14 protein-coding genes are annotated in these 22,344 nt (G+C 44.0%); 12 read left to right on the top strand and 2 right to left on the bottom strand.

All coding sequences use genetic code 11. The annotated features are described in order from the left end of the window. Window positions 1–12: 12 nt before the first annotated feature. The 7 genes from H9Q79_RS08120 (at window position 13) to H9Q79_RS08090 (ending at window position 14,661) form a co-directional block, all read left to right on the top strand. Complete coding sequence (locus H9Q79_RS08120) at window positions 13–5,610, top strand: glycosyltransferase (RefSeq protein WP_249329597.1); 5,598 nt, start codon at window positions 13–15, stop codon at window positions 5,608–5,610. Between the two features lie 6 nt (window positions 5,611–5,616). Beyond that, a complete protein-coding gene (locus H9Q79_RS08115) occupies window positions 5,617–8,058 on the top strand; it encodes a glycosyltransferase family 2 protein (RefSeq protein WP_118646059.1) in 2,442 nt (813 codons plus the stop codon). A 29-nt stretch (window positions 8,059–8,087) separates the two neighbouring features. Beyond that, on the top strand, window positions 8,088–9,914 hold the full coding sequence (gene glmS / locus H9Q79_RS08110) for a glutamine--fructose-6-phosphate transaminase (isomerizing) (RefSeq protein ID WP_249329596.1): 1,827 nt from the start codon (window positions 8,088–8,090) through the stop codon (window positions 9,912–9,914). A gap of 129 nt (window positions 9,915–10,043) precedes the next feature. After that, on the top strand, window positions 10,044–11,792 hold the full coding sequence (locus tag H9Q79_RS08105) for a S1C family serine protease (RefSeq protein WP_118646057.1): 1,749 nt from the start codon (window positions 10,044–10,046) through the stop codon (window positions 11,790–11,792). A gap of 238 nt (window positions 11,793–12,030) precedes the next feature. Beyond that, window positions 12,031–13,461, top strand: a complete 1,431-nt coding sequence (clpX, locus tag H9Q79_RS08100) for an ATP-dependent Clp protease ATP-binding subunit ClpX (protein ID WP_249329595.1) — start codon at window positions 12,031–12,033, stop codon at window positions 13,459–13,461. A gap of 16 nt (window positions 13,462–13,477) precedes the next feature. Next, window positions 13,478–14,206 carry a zinc ribbon domain-containing protein gene (locus tag H9Q79_RS08095; protein WP_249329594.1) on the top strand — a complete coding sequence of 243 codons (729 nt, stop codon included), beginning with the start codon at window positions 13,478–13,480 and terminating at the stop codon, window positions 14,204–14,206. Next, entirely contained in the window at window positions 14,203–14,661 is a 459-nt protein-coding gene (locus tag H9Q79_RS08090; protein WP_118646051.1) for a signal peptidase II, read from the top strand. The genes H9Q79_RS08095 and H9Q79_RS08090 overlap by 4 nt, the downstream gene beginning before the upstream one ends. Here the strand turns inward: H9Q79_RS08090 and H9Q79_RS08085 are convergent. Then, the gene (locus H9Q79_RS08085; RefSeq protein WP_118646049.1) at window positions 14,658–15,539 is read right to left on the bottom strand and encodes a LysR family transcriptional regulator; all 882 of its coding nucleotides are present in this window, start codon (window positions 15,537–15,539) and stop codon (window positions 14,658–14,660) included. The two genes, H9Q79_RS08090 and H9Q79_RS08085, sit on opposite strands and share 4 nt — an antisense overlap. Before the next feature lie 164 nt (window positions 15,540–15,703). Between H9Q79_RS08085 and pckA the strand changes: the two genes are divergently transcribed. From pckA to H9Q79_RS08070, 3 genes are all read left to right on the top strand, one after another. Then, window positions 15,704–17,302 carry a phosphoenolpyruvate carboxykinase (ATP) gene (gene pckA, locus H9Q79_RS08080; protein ID WP_118646047.1) on the top strand — a complete coding sequence of 533 codons (1,599 nt, stop codon included), beginning with the start codon at window positions 15,704–15,706 and terminating at the stop codon, window positions 17,300–17,302. Window positions 17,303–17,595: 293 nt separating this feature from the next. Continuing rightward, window positions 17,596–18,207 carry a TetR/AcrR family transcriptional regulator gene (locus tag H9Q79_RS08075; RefSeq protein WP_118646045.1) on the top strand — a complete coding sequence of 204 codons (612 nt, stop codon included), beginning with the start codon at window positions 17,596–17,598 and terminating at the stop codon, window positions 18,205–18,207. Continuing rightward, on the top strand, window positions 18,207–19,424 hold the full coding sequence (locus tag H9Q79_RS08070; protein ID WP_249329593.1) for a cation:proton antiporter: 1,218 nt from the start codon (window positions 18,207–18,209) through the stop codon (window positions 19,422–19,424). The genes H9Q79_RS08075 and H9Q79_RS08070 overlap by 1 nt, the downstream gene beginning before the upstream one ends. A 55-nt stretch (window positions 19,425–19,479) precedes the next feature. On the opposite strand, the gene mscL is transcribed toward H9Q79_RS08070, so the two are convergent. Next, window positions 19,480–19,911 carry a large conductance mechanosensitive channel protein MscL gene (gene mscL / locus H9Q79_RS08065; protein WP_118646041.1) on the bottom strand — a complete coding sequence of 144 codons (432 nt, stop codon included), beginning with the start codon at window positions 19,909–19,911 and terminating at the stop codon, window positions 19,480–19,482. 122 nt (window positions 19,912–20,033) lie between these two features. Here mscL and H9Q79_RS08060 point away from each other — a divergent pair, with 122 nt between their 5' ends. Together H9Q79_RS08060 and thyA are read left to right on the top strand one after the other, a co-directional pair. Then, window positions 20,034–21,317 (top strand): chloride channel protein, encoded by a 1,284-nt coding sequence (locus tag H9Q79_RS08060; protein ID WP_249329592.1) that lies wholly within the window; start codon window positions 20,034–20,036, stop codon window positions 21,315–21,317. Window positions 21,318–21,484: 167 nt separating this feature from the next. Continuing rightward, window positions 21,485–22,333 carry a thymidylate synthase gene (thyA, locus tag H9Q79_RS08055; protein WP_118646039.1) on the top strand — a complete coding sequence of 283 codons (849 nt, stop codon included), beginning with the start codon at window positions 21,485–21,487 and terminating at the stop codon, window positions 22,331–22,333. The last annotated feature ends 11 nt before the right edge of the window (window positions 22,334–22,344 follow it).

Below are 22,344 nucleotides of genomic sequence, written 5' to 3'. Positions count from 1 at the left end.
TAGGAGATCTTTATGGCTGATTTAAATCTAAGGTATTATTCGCAACAAGACAAATATTCTGATGGAGATATTGAAGATGTTATGCTGGAAATGGCAAAAAAAGGGATATCATATGAAGATTTACCGGAAGAAGAAGTAAGCTTTCCGTTAATATATCATTTCTCAAAAATCCGGCATAATATAATTAATTGGTATCCAATGCGTGACCATGCTTCTATACTGGAGATTGGGTCAGGCTGTGGAGCAATTACAGGAGCTCTATGTGAAAAATGTGATCGGGTGGTCTCTGTTGAATTGTCAAAAAAGAGAGCCTTAATTAATTATAATCGGCATAAAGAATTTAAAAACCTTCATATCATTGTAGGTAATTTAAATGATATGATTTTTGATGAAAAGTTTGATTATATATTACTTAATGGAGTATTAGAATATGCTGCCTCCTTTACTGAGGGGGAAAAACCATATGTAGAATTTTTGAAGAATATAGCCTGTCTTTTAAAAGAAGATGGCAGAATACTAATTGCGATTGAAAATCGACTGGGATTAAAATATTTTGCAGGCGCGCCAGAAGATCATACGGATTTGTATTTTTTGGGGTTAAATAATTATAAAGACTACTCATCAGTTAGAACGTTCAGTAAGTTGGAAATGGAAAATTTATTAAAAGATAGTGGATTTGCTGGACTGCGTTTTTACTACCCTTATCCAGATTACAAATTCCCCAAAGAGATTTTTACAGATCACACTCTAGTCTCAAATGGGTACGGGAGGCCTTACGAAGATTATAAGAGTGGTAGATTCTTTTTATTTGAGGAAAGTAAAGTTGCCCATTCGTTGGCCATGGAAGGGGTTGCAGCTAATTTCTCTAATTCTTTTCTAGTGGAGGCTGGGAAGAAAGAATTGGAGGATAAGGAAGTTGTTTTGTATGCTAAGATGAATAGTGAGAGACATGAGAAATTCCAAATTGCAACAGTTATATATGATTCGGAATCAGGAAAGAAAGTGATGAAGCAGGCGATGACAGAGTCTGCTAAATCTTTCGTTAATGATATGATCAGAATTGGAAACAGCAGGCAAAATTCTATGTATAAATATCTTCCGTGCGCAGGTGGACAAGGTGTTTTAGAATATCCTTATATTCAGGGAAGTACTGTCTTAGAAGAAATTCGTTATTGTGTAAAACGAAGAGATAAAGAGAAAATAATTAAAATCCTTTTAGGATTTTATAATTCCTATTTTACGAATACCTTTTTGGAAAAAGACCTTTATACTACTGAATTTCAAGAGGTCTTTGGTTCTTTGCGGGGAAAAGAAGAATATTTATGTATTAAACCGGCTAATGTTGATTTAATTTGTGAAAATATATTTTGGGATGATAATAAAGGAATTATAATTGATTATGAGTGGGTGTTTGATTTTTCAGTTCCAGTAGCGTTTATCATGTGGCGGATGATCAATGACATGTATACGCAACTTCCGGAGTTAGAACAGGTGATTAAACGACAGAATATATATGAGATCTTTGAGATCGATTGTATTGATCAAGAAAATTTCTTGGCATGGAGTAAAAATTTTGCTTATGTTTATGTGGGATGCGATAAAATGAGCAAATATGCACAGGAGAGCATAAAGGTTAATTTAAATGAAACGGCCAATTCTTACAAACATAATATGCTTTCTAAATTGTATTTTGATAGAGGTCGAGGCCTTAATGAAGATGACAGCATGGTCGCTCAAGGAAAAATATATAAAAATAGATTTGAAATTTATTTTGATCTTTCTGCAATTACGGATATTGGTTATATGCGTTTAGATATATTGGATAACGCGTGTTGGTGTATTATTGATCGTATAGACTGCAATTGTCAGATGGGATTAATTCCTTATGGTTCACATGTATTTAAGGGGCGAAGGATATATTTTTTATCGGATTCTCCGGGATTCATTGTAGACACGTTTAAACCAGATAAAGTTCAATATATTAGAATAGAAGGGCGGATCGAACAGCTTTCAAAGAATACAATGTTAAGAATACTTAATGAAATGTCAGATGATTTGGCAGAAAAGGAGAAGGTTACCGAGAAAAATAATTTTAAAGAGTGTGAAATACAGGAACAAGATTTAGTGGAAGCAGAGGATGAAAGTATAAAACAATTACTGAAAAAGTTAATAAAAAAATTATGTAGAAAAGAAGAAAAAACGGAGCAAGTAATATTTGCATCGCGGGCGATCGGCAGTGTTGATGTCTTTAACTATGAAAATGCTATATTACATGTTGCTGGATGGGCCTTTGATATGACATATAAAATGGAGAATCCAAGGATTGTATATTACCATGGCGAAGAGGAAATAGCCACACATGGAGTTTTGGTAATTTATAGAAGTGATGTGGCAAAAGCCCTAGGAAAAGCAGAGGCAGAAGAAAGCGGCTTAACTTTCACAGCGCAGGTTTCATGCATGCATAGCTTGAAGGTAGTATTAGAATACGATACACCTAAGGGAAAGGGTGGCTTCGAGTTGGGAATAGTTCCTGGGGATAGGGGAGTCGATGAGACGGTTATAATCCCGTGTATGGACGAACGCCAGATTGGTGATCTTCGTTATTTTTTGACACATAGGGTAGCAAAACAGGTAGAATTGCCACCTGTTCTTTTTGGATACACGATAGATATTATATTACCTGTTTATAATGGTTATCAATACTTTGATGCTTTGTTTTCAAGTCTTGAATTAACAAATATGAAATATAGACTACTGATTGTGAATGACAAAAGTTCTGATGCGAGAGTGCTTCCTTATCTTATAAACTATACCTCGAAGCATTCGGAAGCAGTTTTGATAAACAATGAAAAAAATTTAGGGTTTGTTGGATCAGTAAACTGTGCTTTAAGTAAGGTGGAAAATCATGTTGTTCTTTTGAATACTGATGTTGAAGTGCCCTATCAATGGTTGGAACGTTTGATGCTGCCTATCATATGCTATGAAAGCATAGCATCTACTACCCCGTTTACCAATTGTGGGACGATTTGTAGTTTCCCTAAGTTTTGTGAAGATAATGAATTGTTTGAGAAAATGAAGGTGTGGCAGGTAGATGATGCATTTCGGAATGTGATGCCGCAATATCCTGTTCTACCAACAGGAGTAGGATTTTGCATGGGGATGAACCTAGAAGTAATACAGGAAATAGGATTACTAGATGCGGATACCTTTGGAAAGGGGTATGGTGAAGAAAATGATTGGTGTCAACGCGCAATCAAAAGAGGATATAAAAATGTTCAGGTAGATAATTTATATGTATATCATAAGCATGGGGGTAGTTTTTTAACTGATGAGAAAAGAAAACTGCTTGAGGAAAACTCCAAGGCATTATTAAAAAAACATCCGAACTATGATAAAGATGTAGCACAATATTGCCAGAAAGATCCAATGAAATCTGTAAGGCTATATGTAATGATTCAGCTTTTAAATCAACAATTACATGTGAAGACAACGGTTGCCTTTGATCACAGTTTGGGGGGAGGAGCTACTGAATATCTTGATAAGAAAAAAGTTGAATTAATCCATAGTCAACAAAAATTTATTACTATTCGTTATAATATATATGATAATAAGTATTATGTACTTTATGAGTATAAGATGTATAAAATAGAATTTTTTACTGAACAATTACACACATTATTATTATCATTAGGACGTGTGGATGAAATCTGGATTAATGAATTGGTTACTTATCAGAATGTGTATAAGGTATTAGATAGCATACTAAAATGGAAAAATGAGCAAGGCGCAGAACTAAAAATGCTTATGCATGACTATTTTGCACTTTGTCCAGCAATAAATTTATTGGATGCTCAAGGTAATTATTGCGGTGTAGGTACGATTGGACAATGTAATCATTGCATTCCGCAAAATCAGAGTAATGCTTGCCTTGATTTTGAATGCGCAGAAAAATGGCGTAAAAATTGGGGGGGATTCTTACAAGATTGTGATGAAGTAACGGTATTTTCATTAGACTCTAAGAGGCTGTTAAAAAGGGCATATCCAGAGCTTGAAAATCTGAAATTAGTGCCACATGAGCCACATTATCTCCCGAATGTGAATAGGGAAAAAAAGATAACTAATTCTTTGAATATAGGCTTACTAGGAGTTCTTAGTTATAAAAAGGGTTTACATGTAGTAGAAAAGCTGGCAGACTTAATTGAAGAAAAAAATATAAATGTAAAGTTACGTTTAATAGGCGAAGCTGATGAAGAGATTCAAAGTTCTATATTTTCTCAGACAGGCAAATATAAACGTGAACAATTGCCCAAAATTGTGTTAGAACAAGATATTGATATGTTTTTTTGCCCTTCAATTTGTCCAGAGACCTTTTCGTATACAGTGTCAGAAATTATGTCAATGGGATATCCGATAGCTATATTTGATATTGGAGCCCCTGTAGAGCGTGTACAATTATATGATAAAGGGCTTATAATAAAATATGGAGAAACGCCAGAAAAAATATTAAATAATTTATTGAATTTTATGTTGAATGAACTCAAAATAAAACCTACAGCTACCACAAGGGGAAAAGTATTGTTTGTTGCGGAGGAGATATCCTTTGCGTCACGCTATCGTGTGGAACACTTTCAGGAAACTTTGCTAAAACAGGGGATTTGTTCGGATTATATTCAAATGGATGAAGTGAAGAATTACGATTTTAATGGGTATAATTCAATAGTATTGTACCGTTGTAGTAATGTTAATATTGTAAATGAGATTGTAAAAGAATCTGAGAGATTATCAATACCTGTTTATTATGACATAGATGACTTCATATTTGATTATGACAAAATTGACTATCTGGAGTTTTTACAGAATAAAGAATATAGTCAATTTCGCATAAAGACAGAACAGATTCATCAGTGTATGGAGATGTGTAAAGGGTATATGACTTCAACCAATACACTAGCAGCAGAGATAATGCGGGAATTTCCAAATAAAAAAGTTGTTATAAAAAGAAATGTAGCGAGTATTGCAATGCAAATACTGTCGAATGACGCGTGGAAGAATGCAAACAATAATAATGATAGGATATGGATTGGATATTTTAGTGGTTCAATTACCCATAACAAAGATTTTGCGCAAATAGAAAGTATTCTGAAAGATATTTTGGAGAGATATCCTCAGGTTTACTTAAAATTAGGTGGTGTTATTCAAGAGAATGGTTTAGGTGATTATCGAAACCGTATTGAAAAAGTTGGTTTTACAGAGTGGCAAAATCTTCCAAATATGATTGCGAATGTTGCTATTAATTTAATGCCGTTGGAAGATACATGCTTTCATTCCTGCAAATCCGAAAATAAGTGGATGGAAGCAGCTCTGGTTCATGTGCCGAGCGTTATGAGCTATAATGTTGAACTTGAAAAAGTGATTGTATCAGGGAAGACAGGTTTCTTGTGCGCAAATAAGGAGGAGTGGTATACAAGCTTAAAAATGCTTATCGAAGATGAAAATCTGAGAAGGTCTGTCGGGGATGCGGCTTTTCAAAGGGTAATGGAAAGGTATACAACAAATTATCCGGATACAGAAGCTGTCAAGATGGTGCTGGGGGAACTAAAGGAGAGATAAAGAAATATGCAGCAAGAGTTGTTGGAAGTACAGAGGGAACGTTTTAGCCTTACAGACAACAGTAAATACATCCTACAGGGCATATGGCCGCGAGGTGGCGAGGCAGTTGCAGTTTTGGATGACCAGACAGTAGAGGCAGGATTGGAAAAATGGGAAAACAACAGCGCACTAGAAAGGTTTAAAAAACAGGAGAACTGTCAGTGGGAGCGTATAACCTTAAACGTTCGACTGCCGAAAAATCTTGAAGGAAAACACGAATTGAATATATACGCTGTTTCTAATGGAAAAAGAAAACGTTGGTTCCGTGTTAAAGGTGCTGATTTGTGTGCCAAACGTAAAAAACCACAATTTTATTTAGAGCAGATTTTACGCAGTCCCAAGACAGGAACGTGTTGCGTAAATGGTTGGGTAGCTAGTAGCAAACCTGTAGATATTAAAATAACAGACTTAACTGGCAATGTGTTGCCGTGCAAAATCAACCGTATAACAAGGGTAGATGTTCAGGAAGTGTACAAAGAATGCGCGATTGAAGAAAAATGTGGTTTTACGATTGAAATTAGGAAATTATTTTTGGAGGGGATTCGGGTTGAATTTATAGCAGGGAATGAAAAGACAGAACAGTATATAAGTATGCGCAGGAGAGAAATCTTAAAAGAAAATATTAGGGATTATTTGCAGAAAACGGTTCGTTTTACAAGAACGCACGGGATATTGGCGCTTCCTCAAAAAATATTAGAAAAACTATCGGGTAAGAATAGGGCCGTTCAATATTCAGAATGGATAAAACGTCATTTACCAAATGTAAAAGAACTTGAACAACAGAGTAATACAGTTTTTGTCCAACAGCCTGTTTTTTCAATTGTTGTTCCGCTTTTTAAGACGCCCGAAAAATTGTTGAGAAAATTAGTGGAATCAGTTCAAGCGCAGACTTATTCTCAATGGGAACTTTGTCTTTCAGATGGTAGCGGCGCACCTTCACCACTTGACAATGTGTTGATGGAGTTGGAACAGAGTGATGAGCGAATTCGTATTGTTCATCATGAATCAGCGATGAGAATTTCGGAAAACACAAATTCCGCATTAAAAATAGCGAGAGGAGATTACATTGTTTTTGTGGATCATGATGACGAACTTACGCCAAATGCACTGTTTGAATGTGTAAAAGCTATAAATGGGCGGCCTGAACTTGATATCCTATATTCTGATGAAGATAAAATAACATTGAATAAAAAGAGTTTTTTTCAGCCACATATGAAACCTGATTTTAATTTGGATCTATTACGGACAGTAAATTATATTTGTCATTTACTTGTTGTCAGCCAAAAATTGATTTATAAAGTTGGCATGTTTCGTTCGGAATATGATGGGGCACAAGATTATGATTTCATTTTACGATGTATTGAGGCAAGCGATAAAATATGCCACATACCCAAGATACTTTATCATTGGAGATGTCATGGAACGTCTACCGCTGAAAATCCGGAGAGTAAAATGTATGCGTTTGAGGCAGGAAGGCGAGCGGTGCAGGCTCACTATGATCGGCTTGGGATTCGAGCAAAGGTGATACAGGGAGAGTTTCCGGGGTTATACCGGACAAAATATATCAGGGCGTGCGATCCATTAGTTTCTATTTTAATACCCAATAAAGATCATATTGAGGATTTAGAGAGATGTATTAAGGCCATTGATACAAAGTCTACGTATAAAAATTATGAGTATATAATAATTGAAAATAATAGTGAACAAGAAGAAACATTTCAATATTATACAGAATTGGAAAGTAAAAATCGCAAAGTAAGAGTTGTATACTGGAAGGGAACTTTTAATTATTCTGCAATTAATAATTACGGGGCCAGTTTTGCAAGAGGAGAATATCTGCTTTTGCTGAACAATGATACAGAAATAATTAATAACGATTGTCTTGAAGAACTTTTAGGATATTGTATGCGAGCAGATGTGGGCGCTGTCGGGGCACGGTTGTATTATGAAGATGATACAATTCAGCATGCAGGAGTCGTTGTGGGGTTTGGGGGCATTGCCGGTCATTGTTTTGTTCAGCAGAAGAGGGGGTACACTGGATATTGTCATAGGATTATCTGTGCACAGGATTACAGTGCTGTAACAGCCGCCTGCATGATGGTAGATAAACGGGCATTCGATGAAGTGGGTGGATTGTCTGAGGAACTGGCGGTAGCATTTAATGATATTGATTTTTGCTTAAAACTTCGAGGCGCCGGTTACCTGATTGTTTATAATCCCTATGCGGAATTATATCATTATGAGTCAAAATCCCGTGGCCTGGATGATACGCCAGAGAAGGTTTCGCGTTTCAATAAAGAAATTGAAACGTTTGCCAAACGCTGGCCGGAAATATTGCAAAATGGAGATCCATATTATAATCCGAATCTAACATTGGATAGTCAGGATTTTTCTTTGAGGAGAAATTAATAAATTTTTATAAAGAAAGGAATGTTAACATGTGTGGCATCGTAGGCTATATCGGAATTGACCAGGCGGCTCCAATCTTACTGGATGGCCTGGAGAAACTTGAATACCGTGGTTACGACTCTGCCGGTATCGCAGTCTACAACGGAACCGGCATCCAAATGGTCAAGGCTACCGGCCGTTTAAAAGTATTATACAACCTGACCCAGGGCGGCGCTTCCCTTCCGGGAACCGCCGGTATTGGGCATACCCGGTGGGCCACCCACGGCGAGCCCACGGACGTCAACGCGCATCCCCATTTCAACAAGGATTCTTCAATTGCAGTTGTACATAATGGAATTATTGAAAATTATATGAAGCTGAAAAAGAAACTGGAAGCCCATGGATATGAGTTTCTTTCTCAGACAGATACTGAAGTCATCGTACAGATGCTGGATTATTATTACGACGGCAACCCCCTTGAAACTATCACGAAAGTCATGCACCGCATGGAAGGCTCTTATGCCCTTGGGATCATGTTCCAGGACCATCCGGGTGAGATCTATGCAGTCCGCAAAGACAGCCCTCTGATCGTCGGACAGGGAACAGGAGGCAATTTCATCGCCTCTGATGTACCGGCAATTCTTAAATATACCCGTGAAGTCTATTATATTGAAAATGAAGAAATTGTCCGCCTCACGGACAGCTCGTTAACCTTCTATAACATCGATGAGGAAGAGCTTGAGAAGGCACCTGTCATGATAGAATGGGATATGAATGCTGCTGAAAAGGGCGGCTATGCGCATTTCATGCTGAAAGAAATGCATGAGCAGCCAAAAGCTGTAGCGGATACGCTGAATCCCAGGCTTCGTGACGGCGAGATAGTGATTGAAGAACTGGGGATGAGCGATGATGAAATCCGCCAGATACAGAAGATCTACATCGTTGCCTGCGGTTCGGCCTATCATACCGGCGTGACTGCAAAATATGTTTTTGAGGGGCTGGCCCGGATTCCGGTTGAAGTGGATCTGGCGTCGGAATTCCGCTACCGGAATCCGATTTTCGGTGAAAATACGCTGGTGATCGTTGTCAGCCAGTCGGGCGAAACGGCAGATTCCCTGGCAGCCCTGCGGGAAGCAAAGGCCAATGGGGTCAGGGTCCTGGGCATCGTAAATGTTGTCGGAAGCTCCATCGCGAGAGAGGCGGATAATGTGATGTATACCTGGGCCGGACCTGAAATCGCGGTGGCAACCACGAAGGCATATAGCACCCAGCTGACCGCCCAGTATCTTCTGGCTTTGAAATTTGCCCAGGCAAGGGGGCTTCTGAATGCTGAGGAGATAGCTTGCATGGTTTCCGATCTGAAGCGGCTGCCGGAACAGATTTCGCTTTTGCTCAGCCATAAAGAGAATGTACAGAAATTCGCCAACCGTTATCTGGCGGCTGAACATGTTTTTTTCATTGGAAGAGGGATAGATTATGCCATTTCCCTGGAAGGATCACTGAAATTGAAAGAGATTTCTTATATCCATTCTGAAGCATATGCGGCCGGAGAACTGAAGCATGGCACGATTTCATTGATAGAAGACGGACGTCTGGTAGTGGCTGTACTGACGCAGCCGTCTCTGTACAGGAAGACGATCAGCAACATTGTAGAGGTAAAAAGCCGCGGAGCCTTTGTTATGGCGGTAACAAATGTCGGGAATACTGAGGTGGAAAAGGTAGCCGATTATGTGATTTATATACCGGAAACGAATCCGTATTTCGCTAACTCGCTTGCGGTGATCCCGCTTCAGCTTTTTGGATATTATGTTTCTATCGGAAAGGGACTGGACGTGGATAAACCCAGGAACCTGGCCAAATCTGTTACTGTAGAATAAGCGATTTTACTTTCACCATTTTTTTAATGATTGGTCACATATTCAACACAATTGCCCGGTACAATAACCGTGTAAGATAGAAAAAGGAAGAAATACCACAATATAGATAAAGAAAAGAGGTAAGTGATCATGAGTGAAGAATTCAATAAAGAAGTGAATCGTGAAAATGCGGCAGACGAGACGGTTCATACCGAAACCTCGGAAAGCGTGCAGAAGCAGATGCCGTCTGGTTCGCAGCCAGGCAAGGGGACAACATATAGCTGGGTGAATCCAAAGATCCAGCAGAGTGCGAGCAACAGCAGCAGTGAGGGCACAACCCCCTGGGGAAATGGTTCGGCAAATTCCTGGCAGACAAATACAAGAAATTATGGCTCACAAAGCCAGGGCCAGCAGGCACAGAGGCAGGGGGGCCAGCAGGCGCAAAGCCAGCAGTATTGGCAGGCGCAAAGTCAGGTCAATGGTCCGGCGGCAGGCCAGAATGAACAGAGATATCAGTACTCCACTTATCAGGCAGGACAGGGTCCGGCGCCAGGGCCAGTTGGACGCAAGGCTAAGAAAGTGAAAGCTAAAAAGCCGAAAAAGCCCATGAGCACCGGTAAGAAATGGATGGTAAATGTGGCAATGGCTTTGGCATTCGGATTGATAGCCGGAACCGTATTTTATGGAGTGAACATAGCGGGAGATGAGATCACCGGCCGTTCAAATGCTATAGAAAACACATCCGCACCCACTACGATTGCCAATACGGATACATCAGACAGTTCAAAGGCGACTCCGACCAGCACGAATGCGAACTCGGGGACCGTGTCAACAGTAGCTGCAAATGCAATGCCTTCATTAGTTACAATCTCTACCATGTCGGTAGAAGAGATGCAAAATTTCTTTGGAGGCACCCAGTCCTATCAGGTGGAAGGTGCGGGAACCGGCGTGATTGTAGGACAGAACGAGACAGAATTATTAATTGCGACTAATAATCATGTGGTAAACGGCGCCACCAGCCTTTCGGTGGGATTCATTGATGAGACCAGCGTTGAAGCTCAGATTAAGGGTACTGATGCAAATAATGACCTGGCAGTTGTAGCGGTAAAGCTGGCGGATATCCCGGAAGAGACTATGAATCAGATTAAGGTGGCGACACTGGGGAATTCTGATGATCTGGCTTTGGGCGAGCAGGTGGTGGCAATCGGCAATGCTCTGGGGTATGGACAGTCAGTGACCAGCGGTTACGTCAGTGCATTAAACCGTGATCTGACCTTATCAGACGGAGCAGGCGGCACATTTACATCCACTGGCCTGATTCAGACAGATGCAGCCATTAACTCCGGCAACAGCGGCGGTGCTCTGCTGAATATGAAGGGTGAGCTGGTTGGAATTAATGAAGCGAAGAGCTCTATGACCTCTTCTGGAACAACTGTTGACGGCGTTGGTTTTGCGATTCCGATTTCCAAAGCCGAACCCATTCTGGAAGAGCTGATGAGCCTGACTACCCGTGAGAAGGTCAGTGAAGATCAGGCAGCATATCTGGGGGTAACCTGTGTGGATGTTACCAGTGAAACCTCACAGATGTATAACGTTCCAACAGGCGTATGCTTTAAGACCGTAGTGGAAGGAGGCCCTGCAGATCAAGCCGGCGTGAAAAAAGGCGATGTTTTGACAAAGATGGACGGCAGAGAAATTAGTAATTATGCAAGTCTTAAGGAAGTCTTACAGTATTATGCGGCCGGGGAAGAGGTTGAAATTATTGTGCAGCGCGCCAGTGATGGTGAATACCAGGAGAAAACACTGAGTGTTACTTTGGGATCTGCTGACGATATGCCTCAGCAGAATGAATCAGGCGGCTCCGGCAATGGCCAGCTGTTCCCGAACGGCGGCAACTAACTGAAAATGATAGGAAATGAATTTCCGGCTGAGATTCTATAGTTGAGCATGCCGGGATGCCTGACAGGTGAGACGCGACTGCTGCCTGCCAAACGCATCCTGGCATGATTTTGTATACAGATAAGAACGGCAGCAGGAATAAAAGGGTGGATGGCGTAATTCATAAAAACTTTACTTGTTCCTTCCTCCCTTTTGGCATATAATCATACATATACGGAAAGAGAGGAAAGCAGGATATATGTCGGAAGAAAAAGATACAGGGGAAGAGATTACAGAAGAACTCTCTGTTGAAGATACAGAAAAAGATGATAACGACGAGTATGAAAAAATCTGTTTCATGTGCCGCCGTCCGGAGAGCAAGGCTGGAAAGATGGTAGAACTGCCCGGAAAGATCCATATTTGCATGGGCTGTATGCAGAAAAGCTTTGATACCATGCAGAACAGCAACATTAATTATAATGATCTGATGAAGAACATGCCCCCGAACATCAGCATGATTGATCTGTCGGCGCTGAATAACCAGGTGCCCCCGCAGCAGAAGATCAAGAAGCGGAAGGAAGAGAAAAAGGCGCCCAAAAAAGAATTTACCATGAAAGATGTGCCGCCTCCCCACAGGATTAAGGAACAGCTGGATGAATATGTAATCGGCCAGGAGAAAGCTAAAAAGGTCATGTCTGTTGCTGTTTACAATCATTATAAGAGAATTCTTTCAGAGCCAGGAGATATAGAGATCGAGAAATCCAACATGCTCATGATAGGGCCGACAGGCTCCGGCAAGACATATCTGGTGCAGACACTTGCCAAGCTTCTGAATGTGCCCCTCGCGATCACAGACGCCACATCTCTGACAGAAGCAGGTTATATCGGGGATGACATAGAGAGTGTCGTATCCAAGCTGCTGGCAGCCGCAGATAATGATGTGGAGCGTGCAGAACACGGGATAATCTTTATTGATGAGATTGATAAGATAGCCAAGAAGAAGAATACGAACCAGAGAGACGTCAGCGGGGAAGCGGTGCAGCAGGGTATGCTGAAGCTTCTGGAAGGCAGTGAAGTAGAGGTGCCGGTGGGCGCCAACAGCAAGAATGCCATGGTTCCGCTCACTACGGTGAATACGAAGAATATTCTCTTTATCTGCGGCGGGGCATTCCCGGAATTGCCGGAGATCGTCAAAGAACGCCTGAATAAGAAGTCTTCCATTGGATTCCAGGCAGATCTGAAGGATAAATATGATAAAGACAAGAATATTCTGATGAAGGCAACGGTGGATGATCTGCGGAACTTTGGAATGATTCCGGAATTTCTGGGCAGACTTCCCATTGTATTCTCCCTGGAAAGCCTGACGGAGGATATGCTGGTTAAGATCCTGCAGGAACCGAAAAATGCTATTCTTAAGCAGTACCGGCGTTTGCTGGAACTGGATGAAGTGAAGCTGGTATTTGACAATGGCGCTCTTCATGCGATCGCTAAAAAGGCTTTGGAAAAGGATACCGGAGCGAGGGCGCTGCGGGCGATCATAGAGGAATTTATGCTGGACATCATGTACGAAATACCGAAGGACGATAATATTGGTGAGGTTATAATTACCAAGGAATACATCGAGCACACGGGAGGTCCCAGAATACTGATGCGGGGCCAGGAAATTCCGCTGCTGGACGCGTTAGGCTAAAGGAGGTGCTGTAGACATGGCAAACGCATCAGGGTTTTTCGGAAACCTGGGAAAATCTATTTCTAAAACGGCGGATAAAGTTGCCAAGAAGACAGATGAATTTATCTCGATTCAGAGGATCAGAGGCCAGGTCAGCTCTTTAGAGCAGCAGATGAATGGAGATTTTAAAAGGATTGGAGAAATAATCTATCAGAAGAATGTGAACGGAGAAAGTTTTTCTGTTGAGATCAAAGAACTCTGTCAGGAAATCAGTTCCATTCGGAATGAAATTGCCGCCTGCCGGGAGGAAATAGCCGCAAAAAGGGGAGATAAGCTTTGCCCTGCCTGCGGAGCCAGTGTCCCACAGGATGCCCGTTTCTGTATGCAATGCGGTGAGCCCATTGGCGGAGGAGATACGGCGGAGGCGGAGCCGGATATGTCGGAATATGTCGAACCAGATGCCGGAGACGATGCAGCGTCAGGTACAGAGGGCGGCGGAGACGTGAATAGGAGTGAGCCTTTTGAGGATCAATCTGGCGGCGGAGATACTGACGCCGGCTGGCCGGTGGACGAATGTCAGGCCGGGGAGGCTGTTGGGGCAGGCGCCGGAGAAGAAATGGAGACAGAAGCCCCAAAAGCTGTGGAAACCGTCGGGCAGGATGAAGGGCAGAGTATGACCGGAGCGGCCGGCGTAGCAGATGATGATTCTGTTGATGAAGCAATGGCCAGGGAGAACCCGGAAGAAGCAAAAGAGGATGAATTATGATTTTTATCATTATAATGCTGAGTGTCTTTTTAGGCGATCTGCTGTTGAAAAAATATGTGGAAGCGAATCTTCCGGAAGGTGAGGAAAAATCTGTTCTCGGAGGGAAAATCCTGATCCGGAAGGTACATAACAGTGGTATTGCCATGGGCGGACTGTCAGAGCATCCGCTGCTGATCCGGAGAGGCACTCTGGGTCTGATTGGAGGAATACTGGTATACTTTATCAGCCTATTATTCCGGAAAGGCAATGCGGGGCGTAAGACGGGCTTAAGCTTGCTTCTGGGGGGTGCGATGTGCAACTGGTATGACAGGTTCCACCAGGGGTATGTGACGGATTATTTCAGCTTCCAGGTAAAATGGGAGCGGCTGAAGAGGGTTGTATTTAATCTGTCTGATATCTGTATATTCATTGGCACAGTATTGTTTTGCTTCGGAAAGCATAAAAAGAAGGGCTAGAACAGCATTTCACGAAGCCGCCGCGCCGCCAGGTTGAGAGTGTGCTTTGGGTCTTCCACGAGGCAGATGCTGCGGAGCGGAATTTGGTCGGCGAGATCGATCTGGAAGACTTCTCCCGCCTGGATGGCTGGCGCCGCTGAGCTTTCCGGAAGAAAGCCTATTCCGAAATTATGCTTGACCATGGGAAGAATCAGGTCTGTGGAGGCCGCTTCAATATCGGGAGTTAAAGCCAGGTGATAGGAGGAATAGAGCCGTTCAAAAAAGCTGTAGGATTTGGTGCCTTTGCCGAGGCAGATCAGAGGATATTTTTTCAGCTCTTCCAGATGCCAGGTGCGCCCCTGCAATTCTTTGAATTGATTTCCTGCAATCAGGATATCCTGTAATTGACAGAGTTCTGTTTCGGCCAAAGGCTTGGAAGCGCCGGTCGGTGTCGATACCACAGCGAAATCAATACTGCCGTTTTTCAGGTCATTATTGGATTCCGGAGGGATGCTGTTGGAGATCCGCAGTTTGATATCCGGATACAGTGAATGGAAATGCTCCAGCCTTTCCAGAAGGAATACCTGGAGGGCTGTTTCACTGGTTCCGATGCGGACGACCCCGCCCTGGAGTCCGGAGGTGTTTTTCAGAATTGCTTCACCCGCGAAGATTTCTTCGCAGGCCAGACTGACGTGGTTGTAGAGAGCTTCGCCTTCCGGCGTGAGGCTGACGCCTTTTTTAGTGCGGATGAAGAGCATACAGCCCAGTTCATGCTCCAGGATTTTCATGCATCTGGAGATGGCCGGCTGGCTGGACATGAGGAATGTCGCTGCTTTTGTGAAACTTTTGTATCTGGCGACATAATAAAAGATCCTGTAATATTCAAAATTGGCAGCCATAAGGATGTATCCTTTCTATTATAAAAAAAATGTATGTTAAACATATAATAATATTATTTTATTATATAATCAAGAGATAGTATAATACATTGTGAATAAAGTGACAAGAAATGTCATTTTTATATCAAGCACAGCAATAAAAGAAAACTCAGGAGGTAATACAAATGGAGACTTTTGGTCTGGAAAAATTAGGAATCATCAACCCCACCGCAGTTTATCGCAATCTGAGCCCGGCACAGCTTACTGAAGCTGCACTTCGCCGCGGTGAAGGCACTTTAAGCAACACTGGAGCCCTGGTAGTGACCACCGGCAAATATACCGGACGTTCACCGGAGGACAAGTTTATCGTTGATACCCCGACGATCCACGATTCCATCGCATGGGGAAAAGTGAACCGTCCGATTTCTCAGGATAAATTTAACGCGATCAGAGCGAAGATGGTAGCCTATCTTCAGAATCGTGAAATCTTTATCTTCGACGGTATGGCAGGCGCAGACCCTGCATGCACGACGAAATTCCGCATTGTTAATGAACTGGCCAGCCAGAATCTTTTCATTCATCAGCTCCTGATCCGCCCGACATCTGAAGAGCTTGCAGCATATGGAGAGGCTGATTTTACGATCATCGCGGCTCCGGGCTTTAAATGTGTACCGGATACTGACGGCGTACACAGCGAAGCGGCAATTCTCGTGGATTACGAGCAGAAGCTGGTGCTGATCGCCGGTTCCCAGTATGCAGGAGAGATTAAGAAGAGTGTATTCTCCGTAATGAACTATCTGATGCCGAACCACGGCGTTCTGCCAATGCACTGTTCAGCCAACATGGATCCGGAGACCGGCGATACCGCAGTCTTCTTCGGACTTTCCGGAACCGGTAAGACAACTCTGTCCGCAGATCCGGCAAGGAAGCTGATCGGTGATGATGAGCACGGCTGGTCGGATAACGGCATCTTCAACTTTGAAGGCGGCTGTTATGCGAAATGCATTAATCTGGATCCTGAAGGTGAGCCGGAGATCTACAATGCTATCCGTTTTGGAAGTCTGGTAGAGAATGTGGTTATGGATCCGGAGACCCGCGAGTTTGATTTCTTTGACGGAAGCATCACAGAGAACACCCGTGTAGGATACCCGGTGAATTACATTGATAATGCGGCGATACCGGGCGTGGGCGGAATTCCGAAGGTTGTTATTTTCCTGACCGCTGACGCATTCGGCGTACTGCCTCCGATCGCCAGGCTGGATGAAAATGCTGCGATGTATCACTTTGTTACAGGTTTCACCTCCAAGCTGGCAGGTACCGAGCGAGGTGTTAAGGAGCCGCAGCCTACCTTCTCCACACTGTTTGGCGAGCCTTTCATGCCGATGGACCCGTCAGTATATGCGAATATGCTGGGTGAGAGAATTGAGAAATATAATACAAAGGTATACCTGGTCAATACCGGATGGACCGGCGGCCCCGCATCAGGCGAAGGCAAGCTGGGAAGCCGTATGAAACTGAAATTCACCAGAGCGATGGTTACCGCGGCTCTGAACGGCGAACTGGAAAAAGTAGAGTACAAGCATGATGATACGTTCAATTTGGATGTACCACAGAGCTGCCCGAACGTTCCCAGCGAGATCATGAACCCGAGAGACACATGGGAAGACAAAGCGGCATACGATGTGAGCGCCAAGAAGTTGGCTAAAATGTTCGCGGACAATTTCGCAAAGAAATATCCGAATATGCCGAAGAACATCGCAGAGGCAGGCCCGAAAGGGGAATAAATAGAAATCAGATTAACAGAAGGGAGCCTTGCTTTGCATTATGCAGAGCAAGGCTCTTTTATTAGTGTAAAGAAAGGATGCTCTGCAGCTTCATATCAGCGCATAAAGTGTTCCGGGCGTTTATGATTGGGGAGATTAGGGCTGAAATGAGCATGTCCGTGTGTGTCCGGAGGAACAGACTGAAATTTGGGGATTATAAAGTAAAACTTATTATTGACTGATTGGTCTATTAATAGTATAATGTGAATTACATAAATGGACTGATCGGTCAATAATATGAAGAAGGTGCTGACGTGAAGAAGGAGCAGAAAACAGAACTCACAAAAGAGCGCATTATAAAAGCCGCGGTACAGGAATTTGGAATAAAGGGTTATGCTGGTTTTACACTCAATGCGCTCTGTAATGAATATGGAATTTCAAAAGGATTGCTTTACCATAATTTCGGAGGTAAAGATGAGCTATATTTGATTTGTGTCGAAAAGTGTTTAACTGAGGTTACCGATTATTTGAAGGAACAGGGCGGGCAGATAGATTTGCAGAAGTATATGGAATTCCGCTTTCATTATTTCTCCGGGCATCCTCTTTTTTCACGCATTTTCTTTGAGGCGGTATTACAGCCGCCAGAACAGTTAAAGGACGAAATAAAAAAATTGAAAAGAGAGTTTGATCTGTTTAACAGGAAGGTATATAGCAACGCCATTTCAGGGCTGGTCCTGCGTGAAGGGGTGACCTGCGGCGATGCTATGGAATACTATGAGATCATGCAGGAAATGTTCAACGGCTATTTCAGCAGCCCGGCGTATGCCGGTAAGGATTTTGGGTTCTTGGTGGCTGACCATGAGGCGAAGCTGTCCAAGATGATCGAATTTATGCTTTATGGTGTTGCTGAAAGGAGGGAAATCTGATGGATCTTATGATATTGCGGCTGGCGGCCTCCTTTGCGCTTGCCTTTGCGGCGGGAAAGTTAATTGCTAAGCTGAGGCTGCCGTCAATTTTGGGATGGCTGATTGCAGGTATGATTTTGGGACCGCATGCTCTCGCCTTGATGAGTGACGAACTGATGAGTGCGCTTTGGTACCAGAGTTTTATCCACATACTGGAATGCGCGGTAGGACTGATGATTGGAACAGAGCTTGTCTGGAGAAAAATCCGTAAGTCTGGGAAAGCGATTGTGATAACTACGCTCACCCAATCCCTCTGTACCTTTGCCGTGGTGTCACTCGGGTTTGGAATTGGTTTTTATTTCATGGAGATTCCGGTGTATCTTGCTTTTGTTTTTGGGGGTATTGCATTAGCTACGGCGCCTGCGCCTGCTCTTTCGATTGTAAGAGAGTTTAAGACCAGGGGACCTGTGACCGATACGTTAATTCCTATGGCGGCGCTGGATGATATTGTCGGCTGTGTCGTGTTTTTTTCTACAATTGCGGTAATTGCAGGTAAACTGTCCGCGGGAAAATTACCGGTCTATGTGATTATTCTTGTGGTGGCGCTGCCGTTGATGATCGGTGGTGCTGTGGGAGCTGTGGCGGGATGGGTACTGAAAAAGGACAGAAGACCGGGAACCAGCCTGATTCTTTTGGTAGTGATGATTCTGGCGGCTTCTGGCGCCGGGTTTATAGGGAATAGCCTGCTGCCCAGCCCTGTACTGAACTTTATGCTCTTGGGAATGGCATTTTCGGCTGTTTTTTCCAATATGATCTCAGAAGAAAGGCTGGATATGCTCATGGGAAAATTTAACCCCATACTCGGTGTTTCGCTGATATTTGTCATACTGAATCTGGGAGCGCCGCTGGACTATCATCTGATTCTGGGAGCAGGGGCATTTACGGCGGTGTATATTGCCGCCCGCGCCTGTGGCAAATATTTTGGCGCGTTTGCAGGAGCAGCAGCGACCCGGTCGCCAAGAGCTGTGCGTAATTATCTGGGCCTTACGCTGCTGCCCCATTCAGGCGTTTCGTTGGTATTCACGGGAATTGCAGTGTCGGTGCTGAGCGGTCCGGTGCCGGAGTGTGCGGCGATTGTGCAGGGGACTATTGCCGCCGCAGCCGTAATCAATGAGGTTATCGCTGTTTTCATGGCTAAAAAGGGCTTTGAATGGGCGGGGGAATTGAACAGGGCATAAAAAAATCATGGAGCTCCGCAGCTTATGGCAGCTCCATGATTTTTTTATCCGGTAATTACTGCTCCAAAACGGATGTGCAGTGGGGGCATCGGGTTGCTTCCGGAGATATTTCCGACTTGCAGTAAGGGCAGATCTTGGTTGCGGGTTCAGCCGGAGCCTCAGCTTCCGGTTTGGCTCCCATGGCTCGCAGCTTGTTCAATCCCTTCACAACCATAAAGATCACGAACGCGATGATAATGAAATTCAGGACCTGGGCCAAAAAGGTTCCCAAATTTAAAGAGGGGGGATTTTCGCCTGAAGCCAGCGCAAAATTCCATTCGTCAAAGCTGATTCCGCCTGTGATCATAGAGATCAGAGGCATTACGATGTCATTGACGAGGGAGTTGACGATGCCGGTGAACGCGGCGCCGATAATCATACCGACTGCCAGATCCATGACATTGCCACGGGAAATAAATTCTTTGAATTCGCCGATAAACTTTTTCATCTGTGTCTCTCCTTTATCTTTCGTTTTTTTTAGTATATCATTTTGGTACAGGACAGGCAACATTTCGCTTGAATATTTCACTCTGAACGGGTATCATACAGTTAGTAAAGAGTTTTGAGGGAGTGACGAAAGTGAAGCAGCTGTTTAAAAACATTGGCTTGGAATACCGGGATATTCTGGTGCTGGGAGTTGCCGGAGTGGTGATAGGAGCGGCCGTGGGTGTGCTGGATGCGGTATTCGGAAGAATATTGAATTACTGTACGGAAATCAGGCTGGAGTATTTTTCCTGGCTGATTTTCTTTTTGCCGCTGGCCGGGGCAGCGATTGTAGGGCTGTACCGGAAGCTGGGCAAAAGTGCGGCCAAAGGAATGAATTTGGTATTCCAGGTAGGGCTGGGGGAGGCGCCGGGGCTGCCGGTGAGGATGGTGCCGCTGGCCATGATCTGTACCTGGATTACTCATCTGTTCGGCGGCAGCGCGGGACGGGAAGGGGTAGCTATACAGATCGGCGCCGCCGTTTCGAGCAATGTGGAGAGGTTTGCTGGTAAATGGTGGAATATCAGGGAGAGAAAACAGATCTTTTTGATCACAGGCATGGCCGCCGGATTTTCAGGTCTGTTTCAGACGCCGCTGGCTGCTATATTTTTCTCACTGGAAGTCCTGATTGTGGGCCAGCTGGAGTACAGCGCTCTCTTTCCTGCTTCTGTAGCGGCCTTTACGGCCGGGGCAATATCCGGGCAGCTTGGGATCACGAAATTTCATATGGAGATTGCGCACGGCTATGGGATCAGCCTGAGTTTTATGTTGAAACTGGTGGTTTTGGGGCTGATCTTCGGCATCGTCGGCACATTGTTTGCAGAAGGAATCCGGCAGGTGCGTTCCAGGCTGAACGCGGTGTTCACCGGTCACCCGTTCCGTAAGGTGATCATTGTGGGATGTATATTGGCAGTTCTGATTCTGGCGCTGCACCAGGGCAGATATTCAGGAACGGGTGAGAGCCTGGCGGAGCTATGTTTTTCTGGCGGGGAAATTTACTGGTATGACTGGTTTCTGAAAGGGATATTGACGATTCTGACACTTTCCGCCGGGTTCGTAGGCGGAGAAGTTGCACCGCTGTTTACGATTGGCGCCTGCCTGGGCACTGTGCTGGCTCCCCTATTTGGCCTGCCGGCCCCGCTGGTCCAGGCGCTGGGATATACAGCCGTGTTCGGAAGCGGGACGAACACGCTGATTGCCGCGATACTGGTGGGGTCCGAGGTCTTTGGTTACGGCATGCTGCCCTATCTGGCGGTGACCTGTATCACGGCATACATATTCAACCTGAATAAATCCATATTTTCGGCGCAGAAAAAAAGTATGCTGCAATATCTGAAAGAGAGAATGAAATTAGAAGGCGAAGATGAGTGAAGGAAAATATTTTGTTGTCTTAAAACCATATTTGTAATATGATAGACACATAAGACATTTATTATAAAAGCCCCGGACGGCAGCTGTGAGACGGAGCATGCCCTCATGGGCGGAGGAACAGTTCACGCTGTTCCATAAAGTTTACGAATGGAAAGAGAGGACAATACATGAGCTACGCGGACCAGGTTTTTATTGACATGTGCCGGGATATTATAGAGAACGGCTGCAGCACTGAGGGAGAAAAGGTGCGTCCCCAATGGGAGGACGGTACTTTCGCATATACGGTCAAAAAATTTGGCGTGGTGAACCGGTATGACCTGACGAAGGAGTTTCCTGCGATCACTCTCCGGAGGACGGGGATCAAGAGTGCGTTTGATGAGATCCTCTGGATCTGGCAGAAGAAATCCAACAATATTAGAGATCTGAACAGCCATATCTGGGATGAGTGGGCCGATGGGGATGGATCTATCGGTAAAGCTTACGGATATCAGCTGGGTGTGAAGCATGAGTATAAAGAGGGTATGATGGACCAGGTGGACCGGGTGCTGTATGATTTGGAGAATAATCCTTACAGCCGGAGGATCATGACGAATATATATGTGCATCAGGATTTGCATGAGATGGCTCTGTATCCCTGTGCTTATTCCATGACTTTTAATGTGACGAAGAAGCCGGACAGCCCCCGGCTCACTCTGAATGCGGTTCTGAATCAGCGTTCCCAGGACGTACTGGCTGCGAATAACTGGAATGTCTGCCAGTATGCGCTGCTGCTCATGATGTTTGCCCAGGTCAGCGGAATGGAAGCCGGGGAACTGCTCCATGTGATTGCGGATGCGCATATCTATGACCGGCATATTCCGCTGGTTAAGGAACTGATCAGCCGGGAGACCCATGACGCGCCGGTGGTGAGGCTGAATCCTGAGATCCGGAGTTTTTATGATTTCACCGTAGATGACCTGTCTGTGGAAAATTACGTGACAGGCCCCCAGATCAAAAACATTCCGATCGCTGTGTAAAGAGACGGAAT

Source organism: Wansuia hejianensis (assembly GCF_014337215.1).
In the GTDB taxonomy this organism is placed as follows: Bacteria; Bacillota; Clostridia; order Lachnospirales; family Lachnospiraceae; genus Scatomonas; species Scatomonas hejianensis.
The sequence above is the reverse complement of the archived record's forward strand: the minus strand, read 5'-3'. Positions and strand labels throughout refer to the sequence as shown.

Bases quoted from the DNA above. Each gene is read 5' to 3' on its own strand.
- H9Q79_RS08120 (WP_249329597.1), top strand. From the start codon at position 13: ATGGCTGATTTAAATCTAAGGTATTATTCGCAACAAGACAAATATTCT.
- H9Q79_RS08115 (WP_118646059.1), top strand. From the start codon at position 5,617: ATGCAGCAAGAGTTGTTGGAAGTACAGAGGGAACGTTTTAGCCTTACA.
- glmS (WP_249329596.1), top strand. From the start codon at position 8,088: ATGTGTGGCATCGTAGGCTATATCGGAATTGACCAGGCGGCTCCAATC.
- H9Q79_RS08105 (WP_118646057.1), top strand. From the start codon at position 10,044: ATGAGTGAAGAATTCAATAAAGAAGTGAATCGTGAAAATGCGGCAGAC.
- clpX (WP_249329595.1), top strand. From the start codon at position 12,031: ATGTCGGAAGAAAAAGATACAGGGGAAGAGATTACAGAAGAACTCTCT.
- H9Q79_RS08095 (WP_249329594.1), top strand. From the start codon at position 13,478: ATGGCAAACGCATCAGGGTTTTTCGGAAACCTGGGAAAATCTATTTCT.
- H9Q79_RS08090 (WP_118646051.1), top strand. From the start codon at position 14,203: ATGATTTTTATCATTATAATGCTGAGTGTCTTTTTAGGCGATCTGCTG.
- H9Q79_RS08085 (WP_118646049.1), bottom strand. From the start codon at position 15,539: ATGGCTGCCAATTTTGAATATTACAGGATCTTTTATTATGTCGCCAGA.
- pckA (WP_118646047.1), top strand. From the start codon at position 15,704: ATGGAGACTTTTGGTCTGGAAAAATTAGGAATCATCAACCCCACCGCA.
- H9Q79_RS08070 (WP_249329593.1), top strand. From the start codon at position 18,207: ATGGATCTTATGATATTGCGGCTGGCGGCCTCCTTTGCGCTTGCCTTT.
- mscL (WP_118646041.1), bottom strand. From the start codon at position 19,911: ATGAAAAAGTTTATCGGCGAATTCAAAGAATTTATTTCCCGTGGCAAT.
- thyA (WP_118646039.1), top strand. From the start codon at position 21,485: ATGAGCTACGCGGACCAGGTTTTTATTGACATGTGCCGGGATATTATA.